Source organism: Streptomyces sp. NRRL S-337, from assembly GCF_000720175.1.
Classification (GTDB): Bacteria; Actinomycetota; Actinomycetes; order Streptomycetales; family Streptomycetaceae; genus Streptomyces; species Streptomyces siderophoricus.
Map to the genome: position 1 here is coordinate 1 of NZ_JOIX01000018.1, position 15230 is coordinate 15230.

Annotated in this window: 12 protein-coding genes; 10 read left to right on the forward strand and 2 right to left on the reverse strand. The window is 71.5% G+C overall.

The genetic code is table 11. From position 1 onward, the window contains the following. Positions 1-246: 246 nt before the first annotated feature. Positions 247-1521 carry a PucR family transcriptional regulator gene (locus IG62_RS0115545; protein ID WP_030802312.1) on the reverse strand — a complete coding sequence of 425 codons (1275 nt, stop codon included), beginning with the start codon at positions 1519-1521 and terminating at the stop codon, positions 247-249. 206 nt (positions 1522-1727) lie between these two features. Between IG62_RS0115545 and IG62_RS0115550 the strand changes: the two genes are divergently transcribed. The 5 genes from IG62_RS0115550 (at position 1728) to IG62_RS0115570 (ending at position 7581) form a co-directional block, all read left to right on the forward strand. Next, positions 1728-2654, forward strand: coding sequence for a proline dehydrogenase family protein (locus IG62_RS0115550; RefSeq protein WP_030802314.1), 927 nt, complete (start codon positions 1728-1730; stop codon positions 2652-2654). 74 nt (positions 2655-2728) lie between these two features. Next, the gene (gene pruA / locus IG62_RS0115555) at positions 2729-4360 is read left to right on the forward strand and encodes an L-glutamate gamma-semialdehyde dehydrogenase (protein ID WP_030802316.1); all 1632 of its coding nucleotides are present in this window, start codon (positions 2729-2731) and stop codon (positions 4358-4360) included. 359 nt (positions 4361-4719) lie between these two features. Next, the gene (locus tag IG62_RS49540) at positions 4720-4851 is read left to right on the forward strand and encodes a hypothetical protein (RefSeq protein ID WP_261955507.1); all 132 of its coding nucleotides are present in this window, start codon (positions 4720-4722) and stop codon (positions 4849-4851) included. A 292-nt stretch (positions 4852-5143) separates the two neighbouring features. After that, complete coding sequence (locus tag IG62_RS0115565; RefSeq protein WP_030802318.1) at positions 5144-6184, forward strand: 3-isopropylmalate dehydrogenase; 1041 nt, start codon at positions 5144-5146, stop codon at positions 6182-6184. A 308-nt stretch (positions 6185-6492) separates the two neighbouring features. Then, a complete protein-coding gene (locus IG62_RS0115570; RefSeq protein WP_030802320.1) occupies positions 6493-7581 on the forward strand; it encodes a branched-chain amino acid aminotransferase in 1089 nt (362 codons plus the stop codon). Between the two features lie 100 nt (positions 7582-7681). On the opposite strand, the gene IG62_RS0115575 is transcribed toward IG62_RS0115570, so the two are convergent. After that, positions 7682-9136 carry a cytosine permease gene (locus IG62_RS0115575; protein WP_030802322.1) on the reverse strand — a complete coding sequence of 485 codons (1455 nt, stop codon included), beginning with the start codon at positions 9134-9136 and terminating at the stop codon, positions 7682-7684. Positions 9137-9394: 258 nt separating this feature from the next. On the opposite strand from IG62_RS0115575, the gene ureA reads away from it, so the two are divergent. From ureA to IG62_RS0115600, 5 genes are all read left to right on the forward strand, one after another. Further along, entirely contained in the window at positions 9395-10099 is a 705-nt protein-coding gene (gene ureA, locus IG62_RS0115580; RefSeq protein ID WP_030802324.1) for an urease subunit gamma, read from the forward strand. After that, positions 10096-11784 (forward strand): urease subunit alpha, encoded by a 1689-nt coding sequence (locus IG62_RS0115585; protein ID WP_030802326.1) that lies wholly within the window; start codon positions 10096-10098, stop codon positions 11782-11784. The genes ureA and IG62_RS0115585 overlap by 4 nt, the downstream gene beginning before the upstream one ends. 64 nt (positions 11785-11848) lie before the next feature. Continuing rightward, on the forward strand, positions 11849-12889 hold the full coding sequence (locus IG62_RS0115590) for an agmatine deiminase family protein (protein WP_030802332.1): 1041 nt from the start codon (positions 11849-11851) through the stop codon (positions 12887-12889). A 35-nt stretch (positions 12890-12924) separates the two neighbouring features. Further along, a complete protein-coding gene (locus IG62_RS0115595) occupies positions 12925-13542 on the forward strand; it encodes a TetR/AcrR family transcriptional regulator (protein WP_030802334.1) in 618 nt (205 codons plus the stop codon). A gap of 128 nt (positions 13543-13670) precedes the next feature. Further along, the gene (locus IG62_RS0115600; RefSeq protein WP_030802336.1) at positions 13671-14999 is read left to right on the forward strand and encodes an MFS transporter; all 1329 of its coding nucleotides are present in this window, start codon (positions 13671-13673) and stop codon (positions 14997-14999) included. The last annotated feature ends 231 nt before the right edge of the window (positions 15000-15230 follow it).

Below are 15230 nucleotides of genomic sequence, written 5' to 3' on the forward strand. Positions count from 1 at the left end.
GCCTTGTTCGTGGACGTAAAGCGACAGCAGTCCACGAACAAGGCCCCGGAGGCCCGTCACCGCACCCACAACAAACCCAGCCCGCCGCAGGCGCAACGGTGAGACGCCCCACGGCGGGACGGCCAGCAACGTACGCGGCGCCGCAAAGCGCAACGGCGAACAACAACCGCGGCGGGACGGCCAAGTACGTACGGGGTGCACAAAGCGCAGCGCCCCGCGGCGGGACAGCCAGCTACGGGGGCGGAACTACAGACGCGCCGCCTTGAGGGCCATGTGGAGGAGCAGGCGGTGTTCGCCGTCGTCCAGGTCCAGGCCCGTCAGTTTCTCGACGCGGCCGAGGCGGTAGTAGAGCGTCTGGCGGTGGATGCCCAGGACCTGGGCCGTTCGGCTTGCCTGGCCCGCGCAGTCGAGGAACACCTCGGTGGTGCGGGCGAGTTCGGCGTGGGCGGGGGTGAGCAGGGGGCCGATCGCGGGGTCGGGATCGGTGACCGGCAGGGCGGTCAGCATGCGGTACGAACCGATGGTGTCCCACTGGGCGACCGGGCCCAGCCGGGGTTCCGCGCGGGCCGCGCGGGCCGCGGCGAGGGCCTCCTGCCAGGAGGTGGGGAGTTCGGCCGGCTCCCGGGTGGCGCTGCCGAGGCCGGCCGCGCCCGGCCGGGGCGGGGCGGCGCGCCGGTCGGTCCCGGACCGTCCGGGCCCGGCCGGAGCCGCGGTGGCAGGGGCGCTCCCCGCCCGCGGGGAGCGCAGCAGGTGTTCCGCCACCGTACGGGCGGGGGCCGACCCGCCCGTGGCCCGCAGCCGGACCAGCGCCGCCAGCGTGGGCGGGCCCGGCGCGCCCGCCGGACCGCCGGGGGAGCGCAGCGCGCACGCCGCGAGCAGGCCCGGCAGGCTCGGCAGCGGGGCCGCGTCGGTGTCCGAGGTGTCCCAGGGTGTCACCGCGACCAGGGTGAGCGGCAGGCCGGGGGTGAAGCGCAGGGTGTCGCGGAGCGCGTCGCGCAGCGCGGTCGCTGCGGCAGGCCGGCCGGTGGCCGGGCCGGTCAGCAACTCCCGTAGCAGGTCGCCGAGTTCGGACCCGGCGCGGGCCTCCTCGGCCAGCAGGGCGCCGATCCGGGCGGCGGTCTCCATCGCCTGGGCGATCCGCGGGTCGGGCGGGGTGCCGTGGCCGCCCAGGGCCAGGTCGGTGAGGTGCCCGTCGTCCAGCAGCCAGACGTAGCCGTGCACCACGCCCCGGTGGCGTACGGGGAGACAGATCCGGCCGCGGAAGACGCCGGCGGCCGGGTCCGGCGGGATCCGCAGCGGCGTCGTGGCCCGGGCGATCCCGAACGCCTCGAACCAGGCCCGGACCGCGGCCGAGGAGCGGCGCTGCAGGATCGACCGGGTCCGCACCGGGTCCATGACCTCGTCGTCCTCGCCCTCGTGCGCGCCGAAGGCGATCAGCCCGAAGTCCCGGTCCTCCAGCGTCGCCGGTGCGCCGAGCGCCGCCGAGATCTCGTCCACGAGCTGCTGGTAGTCGCCCCGCATCCGCCGTTCGGCCCCTCTCCTGTCGCAGTGGTCGTCCCCGCTCCCATTCTCATACATCTGTCTGAGATCCCGGCCACGAAGGCGTGACAGCTGTCGATGGCCGCGAAGTGGCGCGATCCTTAAATTTCAGGTGGCTCAATCTTGCCGACGCGTCCGCCCTGCACGGCGCCGCCCGGTCCTTGTCACCCTGAATGTGGAGGTGCCCCATGCTGGGTCCCGTGCTCCTCGCCGCAGCGCGCAGCGACAGCATCCGGCGCGTCGTCGCGGCCGCTCCGGTCACCCGCCCCGTGGTGGAACGGTTCGTCGCCGGCGAGCGTCTGGACGAGGCCATGGCCGCGGTCCGAAATCTGGCCGCGCGCGGACTGGAGGTCACGCTCGACCACCTCGGCGAGGACATCACGGACCCGGCGGAGGCGCTGCGCAACCGCGACGCCTACCTCCGGCTGGCCGAGGCCCTCAAGGAGCACGGGCTCGGCGTGAAGGCCGAGATGTCGGTGAAGCTGTCCGCCTTCGGCCAGGCGCTGCCGGGCGGCCACGAACTGGCCCTGCAGAACGTCACTCCGGTGGTCGAGGCGGCCGCCGAGGCCGGGACGACCGTCACCCTCGACATGGAGGACCACACCACGGTCGACTCGACCCTGGCGATCCTCGCCGAGCTGCGCGCGCGGTTCCCCCAGACGGGCGCGGTGCTGCAGTCCTACCTCTTCCGCACCGAGGACGACTGCCGGGCGCTCGCCGGGGAAGGCTCCCGGGTGCGACTGGTCAAGGGCGCGTACAAGGAGCCCGCGACCGTCGCCTTCCAGGACAAGCGGGAGGTCGACCGGGCCTATGTGCGCTGCTTGAAGATCCTCATGGCCGGCCGGGGCTACCCCATGATCGGGTCGCACGACCCGCGGATGGTGGCCATCGCCCAGGAGCTGGCGCACCGCAACGGCCGTAAGCCGGCGGACTACGAATTCCAGATGCTGTACGGCATCCGCGAGGCGGAGCAGCGCCGGCTGGTGGCCGAGGGGAACCGTATGCGGGTGTACATCCCGTACGGCACCGATTGGTACGGATACTTCATGCGCCGGCTCGCCGAGCGCCCCGCGAACCTGGCGTTCTTCCTGCGGTCGCTCGCGACCCGGGGATGACGGCGACCCGGGGCTGAACCCCTGGCCCCCCTTTACGTACGTACGAACCGACCACCGAAGGAGAAACGGCCGCCATGGACGCTGTGACCCAGGTCCCCGTACCGGTGAACGAGCCGGTCCACACCTATGCCCCCGGCAGCGCCGAGCGTTCCCGTCTGGAGGCCAAGCTCAAGGAGCTGGCCGGCAACCCGCGGGAGCTGCCGATGACCATCGGCGGCGAGCGCCGGATGGGCGGCGGCGAGCGTTTCGACGTCGTCCAGCCGCACAACCACGGAGCCCGGCTCGGCACGTACGGCAACGCCACGGTCAAGGACGCCCAGGACGCGGTGGACGCCGCGCTGGCCGCCGCCCCCGCCTGGCGCGCGATGTCCTTCGACGACCGTGCCGCGATCATCCTCAGGGCCGCCGAGCTGCTCTCGGGTCCCTGGCGCGAGACGCTGGCCGCCGCCACCATGCTCGGCCAGTCCAAGACCGTCCAGCAGGCCGAGATCGACACCCCCTGCGAGCTGATCGACTTCTGGCGCTTCAACGTGCACTTCGCGCGCCAGATCCTCGCCGAGCAGCCCCCGGCGAACTCCCCGGGCGTCTGGAACCGCTCCGACCACCGCCCGCTCGAAGGCTTCGTCTACGCGATCACGCCGTTCAACTTCACCGCGATCGCCGGCAACCTCCCGACCGCCCCCGCCCTCATGGGCAACGTGGTCGTCTGGAAGCCCTCGCCGACCCAGACCTTCGCGGCCGTGCTGCTGATGGAGCTGCTGGAGGAGGCCGGGCTGCCCAAGGGCGTGATCAACCTGGTCACCGGTGACGGCAAGGACGTCTCCGAGGTCGCGCTGGCCCACCCGGACCTCGCGGGCATCCACTTCACCGGGTCGACCAAGACCTTCCAGTACCTGTGGAAGACGGTCGGCGCGAACATCGAGAACTACAAGACGTACCCGCGTCTGGTCGGCGAGACCGGCGGCAAGGACTTCATCGTCGCCCACCCCTCGGCCGACCGCGCCGTGCTGAAGACCGCCATGACCCGTGGCGCCTTCGAGTTCCAGGGCCAGAAGTGTTCCGCGGCCTCCCGCGCGTACGTCCCGGCCTCCCTCTGGAACGCCGGCTTCAAGGAGGAGTTCGCCGCCGAGGTCGAGTCGCTCGCCATGGGTGACGTCACCGACCTGTCGAACTTCATCGGTGCCGTCATCGACGAGCGGTCCTTCGCCAAGAACAAGGCGGCGATCGACCGCGCCAAGGCCGACCCGACCATCGAGGTCGTGGCCGGCGGCACGTACGACGACAGCGAGGGCTACTTCGTCCGTCCGACGGTCCTGGTCTCCACCGACCCGGACAACGAGATCTTCAAGGACGAGTACTTCGGCCCGATCCTCGGCGTCTTCGTCTACGACGACGCGGACTACGACGAGATGCTCACCCAGATGGAGTCCGCCTCGGCGTACGGCCTGACCGGCTGCGTCATCGCCCAGGACCGTGCCGCGGCCGCCGCCACCTGCGAGAAGCTCCGCTTCGCCGCGGGCAACTTCTACATCAACGACAAGCCCACCGGCGCCGTCGTCGGCCAGCAGCCCTTCGGCGGCGGCCGGGCCTCCGGCACCAACGACAAGGCCGGCGCCAAGCAGAACCTGATGCGCTGGACCTCCACCCGCTCCATCAAGGAAACCCTGGTCCCCCCGACGGACTACCGCTACCCGCACATGGGCTGACCGCCCCGGGGCACGACGGCGGCCCGGCACCCCTCACAAGGGGGCGCCGGGCCGTCGGCGTTGGCTCGTCCACGCCGTACGGCACCTGGTGCTCAACGGCGTGGAGCGCCTCGTCGGAGGCGGTGCAGAGGGAATCCGTCTCAGATAGTAGGAAGCCCAAGTAATTGTGCAGACATCACGGCCCGGCTGTCCTAGCTTTGTAGGAGCCGAACGTAACGCTCCATCGAGCGACTGCGGATGTGGCCCGGTGCGTGTGCGCAGGTGACCCCTGTTGCGCCGGGGCCCCCGCCCTTTCCGGCCCGCTTCTGGATCGACGTATCCCATCCGTTCTCGGGGCTTTGGCATTGGAGACGTGAATCATGGCCGAGACCGCTGTCCGCAGGACCCGCCACTCCGCGCGTACGACCAACGACGCCGACCGCAGGAACGCCGCGGCCGCCCTCCAACGCGCCCTCGACCGCCGGGACAACGGCGGCTCGACCGGACACTGAGATGTTCCGCGCACAGGGTGGGGCCCGGGCCTCGGTACCGTGCCGCTGCTGGTGGCGGATCCGCTGCTCCGCCGCCCGGCTGATCTGTCACTAGTTGAGACCACGGAGGCGCCCGGGCCGCGGGCGCCCCGCGCGGATGCCGGCCGGCATCTTCTTCGGCGCCTTCTTCGTCACCCGTTCTTCGTCACCCGGCCGCCGTGAGGCGTCGGGCCGCTCGTGGACGTGGTCTCCGGGCGTGTCCGCATGGCGGACGTTACGTGTCAATCAATGGGACGAAGAGTAGGGTCCAACCATGTCTCGCAGCATTCGCCTCGCAGTGATCCCCGGTGACGGCATCGGCCAGGAAGTCGTGGCCCAGGGCCTCAAGGTCCTGACCGCCGTCCTGCCGCAGGACGTCAAGCTGGAAACCAAGGACTACGACCTCGGGGCCCGGCGCTGGCACGCCACCGGCGAGACCCTGCCGGACGCGGAACTGGAGGCGCTCAAGCAGCACGACGCGATCCTGCTCGGCGCGATCGGCGACCCGTCCGTCCCCTCCGGCGTGCTGGAGCGCGGGCTGCTGCTCAAGCTCCGCTTCGCCTTCGACCACTTCGTCAACCTGCGCCCGTCGAAGCTCTTCCCGAACACCGCCACCCCGCTGGCCGGCCGCCCCGAGATCGACTTCGTCGTCGTCCGCGAGGGCACCGAGGGCCCGTACACCGGCAACGGCGGCAGCCTGCGCACCGGCACCCCCGCCGAGGTCGCCACCGAGGTCAGCGTCAACACCGCCTACGGCGTCGAGCGCGTGGTCCGGGACGCGTACGAGCGGGCCAACGCCCGCCCCCGCAAGAAGCTGACGCTGGTCCACAAGAACAACGTGCTGGTCTACGCCGGCCACATGTGGAAGAACATCTTCGACAAGGTCGGCCAGGAGTACCCCGAGGTCACCACCGACTACCTGCACGTCGACGCGGCGACGATCTTCTTCGTCACCCAGCCCGAGCGGTTCGACGTGATCGTCACCGACAACCTCTTCGGCGACATCCTCACCGACCTCGCCGCGGCCGTGACCGGCGGCATCGGCCTGGCCGCCTCCGGCAACATCAACCCGACCGGTGAGTTCCCCTCGATGTTCGAGCCGGTGCACGGCTCCGCGCCGGACATCGCCGGCACCGGCAAGGCCGACCCGACCGCCACGATCCTCTCCGTCGCGCTGCTGCTGCGCCACCTCGGCTACGAGGCCGAGGCCGCCCGCATCGAGACGGCCGTCGCGACCGACCTAGAGGCCCGGGACGGCACCGCCCGCAGCACGGACGAGATCGGCGACGCGCTCGCCGCACGAGTAGCGGGCTGAGGCCCGCAGCGCACACAGAGACGCACCGACAGCGCCGGGCCCCGAGGGGGTTCCGGCGCTGTCCGCATTCCCGGCCGCACGCCTCCCGCCGGTCGACCCTGTGCTAACGCCGGGCGGGATGCGACCATCGGACCCGGAGACCGCAGACGCGCGTACGGCGGCGGACACCCCCGAGCGATAATCGGAAGAGGGGCCGCCGTCCGCGGGGAAAGTCGGACGTCCCAGTAACGACCGGTACGCCAAGATCCCGTCGTACGCGGCAACCGCCAACCGCCCGGCGCGGACCACGCAGTGAAGGACACGCATACATGACGACGCCCACGATCGAGCTCAAGCCCTCCTCGCACCCGCTGTCCGACGCGGAGCGGGAGCAGATCCTGGCCGCCCCGGGCTTCGGCCGCCATTTCACCGACCACATGGTGACGATCAGGTGGACCGAGGGCCGCGGCTGGCACGACGGACAGCTCGTGCCGTACGGGCCGCTCTCCCTCGACCCGGCGACCAACGTCCTGCACTACGCGCAGGAGATCTTCGAGGGCCTCAAGGCGTACCGCCAGCCCGACGGCTCCGTCGCGACCTTCCGCCCGGACGCCAACGCCCGCCGCTTCCAGGCGTCGGCGCGCCGGCTGGCGATGCCGGAACTGCCGGTGGAGACCTTCATCGAGGCCTGTGACCTGCTCGTCCAGCAGGACAAGGGCTGGGTGCCGGCGCACGGCGGCGAGGAGTCGCTCTACCTGCGCCCGTTCATGATCGCGACCGAGGTCGGGCTGGGCGTGAAGCCGGCCAACGAGTACCTCTTCGTCGTCATCGCCTCGCCGGCCGGCGCCTACTTCCCCGGTGGCGTCAAGCCGGTCTCCATCTGGCTCTCCGAGGACCGGGTCCGCGCGGTGCCCGGCGGCATGGGCGACGCCAAGACCGGTGGCAACTACGCCGCGTCGCTGCTGGCCCAGGCCGAGGCCGCGGTGCACGGCTGCGACCAGGTCGCCTACCTCGACGCCGTGGAGCACAAGTGGGTCGAGGAACTCGGCGGGATGAACCTGTACTTCGTCTACGGAGACAAGATCATCACCCCCACGCTCACCGGCTCGCTGCTCGCCGGGATCACCCGTGACTCGCTGCTGTCCGTCGCCCGCGACCTGGGCTTCGAGGCGGAGGAGGCCCGGGTCTCCATCGACCAGTGGCAGGCCGACACGGCGAACGGCACCCTCACCGAGGTCTTCGCCTGCGGCACGGCCGCGGTGATCACCCCGGTCGGCACGGTCAAGCGGAACGGCGCCGAGTGGACCCAGTCCGACGGCGAGCCCGGCAAGGTCACCCTGAAGCTGCGCGAGGCGCTGCTGGACATCCAGCGAGGCGTCGCCGAGGACGCCCACGGCTGGATGCACCCCCTGGGCTGACCCCGGCGGCGGGACCGGCGACGGCCGGCGCCCGCCCGGACACGGCCGAGGCCGCCCCCGACGAAACCGTCGGGGGCGGCCTCGGCCGTACCGGGCGGGGTCAGCCGACCTCCGCGGGGGCCTCCGGTGCGGCGGCCGGCGGGGGAGTGGCGAGGCCGCGCAGTGCGGGGACCGGGCGGGGCTGGCGGGCGGTGAGCAGCAGGTAGGCGAGCCCGGCGACGGCCGCGGCCAGCAGGAAGCTGATGTCGATGCCGCCGGTGTGGACCAGCAGCGGGCCCTGGTAGAACGGCGTGTCCACGCCCAGCAGGCCGACGGCCGAGCCAAGCGCCCAGGCGACGGTGGCCTGGACGTTCCAGCCGGCCTTGTACCAGTACACGCCGCCGCGGGTGCCACGGTTGTAGACCTGGAGCGAGTCGGCGTCGTAGTTGCCGCGGCAGCGCGCGAAGCCCATGACCGTGATGACCGCCCAGGGCGTGCCGATCGCCGTCATCAGCAGCACGAAGGACGTCATGGCGTCCTGCGCCGCCCACAGGAAGTGGCCGGCGTAGACCAGCGTGGTCGAGACGCCCGCGACCACGTACGTGGCCTGGGTGCGGCTCGCCCGCGGCAGGATGGCGTCCAGGTCCAGACCCATGCTGTAGAGCATCAGACCGGAGTTCCCCACCGAGCCGGCGGACGCGTTGAGCAGCAGGAAGATCAGGTACCAGGCCGGGGCGCCGGCCACCAGCGGGCCCGCGTAGTCGTCGCCGGCGCCGACCGCCAGCGCGCTGAACGTACCGAAGAGCTGCGGCACCAGCAGACCGGCCACCAGGCCGAGGTAGGTGGCGGTGAAGACCTTCTTCGAGGAGTGGCGGCGCGGCGAGATGTAGCGGCTGTAGTCGCCGAGCAGGGTGATGAAGGCGATCGGGCCGCTCAGACCGGCGGAGACCGCGGAGAGCAGCCAGGTCTGCCAGTAGCCGCCGAGCGCGTACGGGACACCGCGCACCGGGCCGGTGCTGAAGTGGTGCGCGTAGGCGAAGACGCCGACCACGAGCAGGATCGTCAGGCCGATGGAGAGCACCTTGCTCATCCGCAGCAGGACCTTGTAGCCGTAGACCGCGCCGACCGCGGTACAGCCCGCCAGGACGGCGTAGACGACGGCGTAGGACGCGCCGTCGGCCGGCAGGCCCAGGAGGCGATGCAGACAGCCGACCATCGCGTCGCCGCCCACCCAGAGGGTCAGTGCGGTGTAGCCGAGCGAGAGCAGCAGGCCGATGACCGAGCCGATCAGCCGGCCGCGCACGCCGAAGTGGGCGCCGCTGCTGGTGGAGAGGTTGGTCGCACTGCGCAGTGAGACCAGGGCGAGCGGCGCGGTCAGCACGGCGCCGACCAGGGTGCCGGCGGCCAGCGAGCTGACCGAGCCCCAGAAGCCGAGGCCGAACGAGACCGGGAGCCAGCCGAAGATCACCACGCCGAGGGCGAGGTTCGATCCGAGCAGGATCGAGATGAGGTCCCGGGGACCGCTGGTGCGCTCCTCGTCCGGGATGGTGTCGACTCCGCGTTGTTCGATCGGCATGAGGGCTCCCCTGAGAGGCCGGACAGCAGTGTGTGAGCAGGGCTCCGCCTGCAGTGCTCCGTGTGTGGACAGTGCTCGTGAGTGAGCGAGGAATCGCGCTGCGGGACCGCCGCGAGATCATTTAGAGCGGCGTTCTATTCACCGCTTATTTAGAACAGCGCTCAATGTGACTCATGCCCGTGCCAGAGGTCAATGCTTTCACGTTGACTAATTTCATGGTTAGAGTGATGCTCTAATCGAGCTGGAAGGTGGGACGGGATGCGGTTGACCCCGACGGAACGCGACCGGCTGCTGCTGTTCGGCGCGGCCGAGCTGGCGCGGACGCGCCGGGCCCGCGGACTGAAGCTGAATGTGCCCGAGGCGACCGCGTTGATCGCGGACACAGTCTGCGAGGCGGCGCGGGACGGGCGCCGCCTCGCTCAAGCCATCGAGGCGGCACGCAGCGTGCTCGGCCCGGACGACGTCCTCCCGGGCGTGGCCGACGTGGTCACCGAGGTGCACGTGGAGGCCGTCTTCGACGACGGCTCCCGGCTCGCGGTGGTCACCGACCCGATCGGCGCCGCGGCGGGGGAGCGCGACGAAACAGCGGCCCCGGCGCCCGGCGCCGTGCTCCCCGGCCCGGCCGACCCGGAGCCGGCGCCCGCGGTGGTGCTGACCGTGCGCAACACCGCGGCAGTGCCGATCAGCGTCACGTCCCACTTCCACTTCTTCGAGGCCAACCCCCGCCTGGAGTTCGACCGCGCGGCCGGGTACGGCATGCGGCTGTGCGTGCCGGCCGGCTCGTCGGTGCGGTTCGACCCCGGCGGCACCTCGGAGGTCGGTCTGGTGCCGATCGGCGGCGACCGGATCGCGATCGGCTTCGCCGGTCTCGTCGACGGCCCGCTGGACGCACCGGGCGCGAAGGAAGAAGCGCTGCGGCGGGCCGTCGCCTGTGGCTACCTGGGAGCGGAGGAGCAGGCATGAGCATCGATCCCCACGAGTACGCGTCGGTGCACGGCCCGCGCGCCGGCGACCGGGTCGTCCTCGGCGACTCGGGCCTGGTCGTCCGGGTCGAGTCGGACGCCCAGAAGCCCGGTGACGAGTTCCTGGCCGGCTTCGGCAAGACCGCCCGGGACGGGCTGCTGCTCAAGGCCGCCGCGGTCCGCGAGACCTGCGACGTGGTGATCAGCAACGTCCTGGTCATCGACGCGATTCAGGGCATCCGCAAGGTGTCCATCGGCATCCGCGAGGGCCGCATCCACGCCATCGGCCGGGCCGGCAACCCCGACACCCTCGAAGGTGTCGACGTCGTCGTCGGCACCGGCACCTCGATCGTCTCCGGCGAAGGCATGATCGCCACCGCCGGCGCCGTGGACACCCACGTCCACCTGCTCTCGCCGCGCGTCATGGAGGCCTCGCTGGCCTCCGGCGTGACCACGATCATCGGCCAGGAATTCGGCCCCGTGTGGGGCGTCGGCGTCAACTCCCCCTGGGCGCTGGGCCATGCGTTCAGCGCCTTCGACGCCTGGCCGGTCAACATCGGCTTCCTCGGCCGCGGTTCCTCCTCGGGCGACGCCCCGCTGGTCGAGGCGCTCGCCGAGGGCGGCGCCTGCGGCTTCAAGGTGCACGAGGACATGGGCGCGCACGCCCGCGCCCTGGACACCGCGCTGCGGGTCGCCGAGGACCACGACGTGCAGGTCGCCCTGCACAGCGACGGCCTGAACGAATGCCTCACCGTCGAGGACACCCTGCGCGTCCTGGACGGCCGCACCATCCACGCCTTCCACATCGAGGGCTGCGGCGGCGGGCACGTCCCCAACGTCCTGAAGATGGCCGGCGTCCCCAACGTCATCGGCTCCTCGACCAACCCCACCCTCCCCTTCGGGCGGGACGCGGTCGCCGAGCACTACGGCATGATCGTCTCGGTCCACGACCTGAAGACCGACCTTCCCGGCGACGCCGCCATGGCCCGCGACCGCATCCGCGCCGGGACCATGGGCGCGGAGGACGTCCTGCACGACCTCGGCGCGATCGGCATCACCTCCTCCGACGCCCAGGGCATGGGCCGGGCCGGCGAGACCGTACGCCGCACCTTCGCCATGGCCGGCAAGATGAAGGCCGAGCTCGGCCCGATGGAGGGCGACGGCCCGCACGACGACAACGCCCGGGTGCTGCGCTACATCGCCAAGCTCACCATCAACCCCGCCATCGCCCACGGCCTCTCGCACGAGATCGGGTCGATCGAGGTCGGCAAGATGGCCGACATCGTGCTCTGGACGCCGCAGTTCTTCGGCGCCAAGCCGCAGCTGGTGCTGAAGTCCGGCTTCCCGGCCTACGGCGTCACCGGCGACCCCAACGCCGCCACCGACACCTGCGAACCCCTCGTGCTGGGCCCGCAGTTCGGGGCACACGGCGCGACGCCCGCCGAGATCTCCGTCGCCTTCGTCGCGCGCGCCGCGGTCGAGCAGGGCAACGACGGAATGCCCACCCGCCGCCGGCGGGTCGCGGTCCGCGGCACCCGCGGCATCGGCCCCGGAAGCCTCGTCCACAACTCCCGGGTCGGACAGGTCCAGGTCGACGCCCGCAGCGGACTGGTCACCCTCGACGGCGACCCGATGCGCTCCGAGCCGGCCGACACCGTCTCGCTGTCGCGCCTGTACTTCCTCTGACCCACCGCTTTCCCGACCACACCGGTGTCCGCTGACCGCACCGGCTCCCTCCCAAGGACCCCACATGAACACTCCCGCCGCCGACGGCTTCGCCATGCCCCCGGAGTGGGCACCGCACGAGCGCACCTGGATGGCCTGGCCCGGCCCCAACTTCACCTTCGGTGAGGAGGGCGGCGAGACGCTGGCCGAGGCCCGCCGGGCCTGGGCCGCGGTCGCCCGCGCGGTGCGGCGGTACGAGCCGGTGACCGTCGTCGCCGGACCGGGCCAGCTGGCCGGCGCCCGCGAGCTGCTCGGCGACGGCATCGAGCTGGTCGAACGCCCGCTGAACGACGCCTGGATGCGCGACATCGGCCCGACCTTCCTCACCGACGGCAAGGGCAACCTCGCCGCCACCGACTGGGTCTTCAACGGCTGGGGCGCCCAGGAGTGGGCCCGCTGGGACCTCGACGAGAAGATCGCCGAGCAGGTCGCCGCGCTGGCCGGGGCCCGCCGCTACGCCACCCCCCTGGTCAACGAGGGCGGCGGCATCCACGTCGACGGTGAGGGCACGGTCCTGCTCACCGAGACCGTCCAGCTCGACCCGGGTCGCAACCCCGACCGCACCAAGGAAGAGGTCGAGGCGGAGATCCACGCCCACCTCGGCACCACCAAGGCGATCTGGCTGCCGCGCGGCCTCGCCGCCGACTACGGCCAGTTCGGTACCCGCGGTCACGTCGACATCGTCGCCGCCTTCGCCCGCCCCGGCGTCGTCATGGTCCACACCCAGCCCGATCCGGACCACCCCGACCACGCCATCTGCAACGAGATCGTCAAGCTGCTGGGCGCCGCCACCGACGCCAAGGGCCGCCCGCTGGAGGTCGTGGAGATCCCCGCGCCCACCGTCATCGAGGAAGACGGCGAGCTGGTGGACTACTCGTACATCAACCACCTGCAGTGCAACGACGGCATCGTGCTGTGCGCCTTCGACGACCCGCGGGACGAGGAGGCGGCCGCGATCTTCCGCCGGCTGTTCCCCGGACGGACCGTGACGCTCGTGGACGCCCGTACGATCTTCGCAGCGGGTGGCGGTATCCACTGCATCACCCAGCAGCAGCCGAGGGTCTGACCAGCAGGCCCCGTCCAGCCGACCCGGAGGTCCCCGTGCCCGGTCCCGTGCGCCGTCCCCGGCGCCGGCTCAACCAGCCCCGCGAGCAGGTCCTGGCCGCGGCGATGGCCACCATCGCCGCGGAGGGCCTGGACCGGCTGACCATGGCGGGCCTGGGCCGCGAGGTCGGCATGAGCAGCGGCCACATCCTGTACTACTTCGGGACCAAGGACGAGCTGCTGCTGCAGACCCTCCAGTGGAGCGAGGAGCAGCTCGGCGCCGAGCGCCGGGCCGCCCTCTCCCGCCGTGTCCCGGCCCGCGAGCGGCTGGAGGCGCTGATCGACCTGTACCTCCCCGAGGGCCACCGCGACCCGCGCTGGACCCTCTGGCTGGAGGTCTGGAACCGCTCCCAGAACGCCGACGACGAGACCCGCGAACGCCAGCTGGAACTCGAACTCGCCTGGCACCGCGACCTGGTCGCCCTCCTCGTCGAGGGCGCGTCCAAGGGCGAGTTCCGCCCCGTGGACGCCGAACGCTTCGCCACCCGCACCCGCGCCCTCCTCGACGGCTTCGGCACCCACCTCGTCGTCGGCCTCCCCGGCACCGACCGCGAACAGGTCCGCGACCACATACGGGACTTCCTGGACGAATCCCTCAGCGTCCCGCGTCCCTGACCGGCATGTGCACACCGCCGGTGACCGACGGCGCACGCCGGCCCGTGAACACAACGCACGTAAATACGCCCGATCGTTGCCGCGCTCTCCCTTGCCGAAGGCCGACCGGTCCGCGACCGTGATCGGCTATGGGACGAGAGCAGTGGAAGAAGATCTGGGTCGGCTCGGCCGGCAACATGGTCGAGTGGTTCGACTGGTTCGTGTACGCCAGCTTCGCGGTGTACTTCGCGGACGCGTTCTTCCCCAAGGGGAATGACACGGCCAACCTCATGAACACCATGGGGATCTTCGCCGTCGGCTTCTTCATGCGGCCGGTGGGTGGCTGGCTGCTCGGCCGGATCGGCGACCGCAAGGGCCGCAAGGCCGCGCTGACGCTCACCGTCACCCTGATGTCCGCCTCGGCCGTCCTGATCGCGATCGCGCCCACGTACGCCGTCGCCGGCTACGGCGGGGTCGCCGTACTGCTCCTCGCCCGGATGCTGCAGGGCCTCTCGGTCGGCGGTGAGTACGCGGCCAGCGCCACCTACCTGACCGAGGCGTCCGCCGAAGGGCAGCGCGGTTTCGCCTCCAGCTTCCAGTACGTGTCGATGACCGCGGGCCAGCTGGTGGGCCTCGGGCTGCAGATCGTGCTCCAGCGCACCCTGTCCGAGGACGCGCTGCACAGCTGGGCCTGGCGGGTCCCCTTCATCGTCGGCGCGCTGGGCGCCGGGATCGTCTTCTACCTGCGGCGCAACATGCTGGAGACGGAGGTCTACGCCCACGACGAGGGCGCCCAGGCCGACCCGGAGCGCGGCACGATCAAGGCGCTGCTGGCCCACAAGCGCGAGGCGTTCCTGGTCATCGCGCTCACCATGGGCGGCACCGTCGCCTACTACACGTACACGACCTACCTGACCAAGTACCTCTCGCAGAGCGCCGGGATGGCCAAGCCGACCGCCTCGCTGGTCAGCTTCTGCGCGCTGTTCCTGTTCATGTGCCTGCAGCCGTTCGCCGGCAAGCTGTCGGACCGGATCGGGCGGCGGCCGCTGCTGATCACCTTCGCGGTCGGCTCGACCTTCCTGACCGTGCCGATCATGATGCTGCTCCGGCACGCCGGCAGCTTCTGGCCGGCGCTCGGGCTGTCGCTGCTGGCGCTGGTCGTGGTCACCGGCTACACCTCGATCAACGCCTGTGTGAAGGCCGAGCTGTTCCCCACCGGCATCCGCGCACTGGGCGTCGCGCTGCCCTACGCGATCGCCAACGCGCTGTTCGGCGGCACCGCCGAATACGTCGCCCTGTGGTTCAAGAACGGCGGCATCGAGGCCGGCTACTACTGGTACGTGGCGGGCTGCGCGGCGGTCTCGCTGATCGTCTACATCACCATGCGGGAGACCCGGACCATCGATCTGCACCGGGTCGGCACCGAGGCACCCGCCGACGCCGCCCGGACCCCGGGCCGGGAGCCCGTCGCCGACTGACCCGCCCCCGGTCCGGCCACGGCCTCCCCCGCCCGGGGGAGGCCGTTCCCCGTTGCCGGGGATCCGCGACCGGGCACTCTTCGTGGTGGACACACCGCCCGCATAGTGAGACCGCCGGGTGCGCGGTGCGTCCGATATGGCACACTGCGGACCGTGCTCTCGTTCGCCATGATTATTGGCAGCAGGCGCGCCGGTCCGCAGTGACCGCCCCGTACGACCCCGAGTACGGCG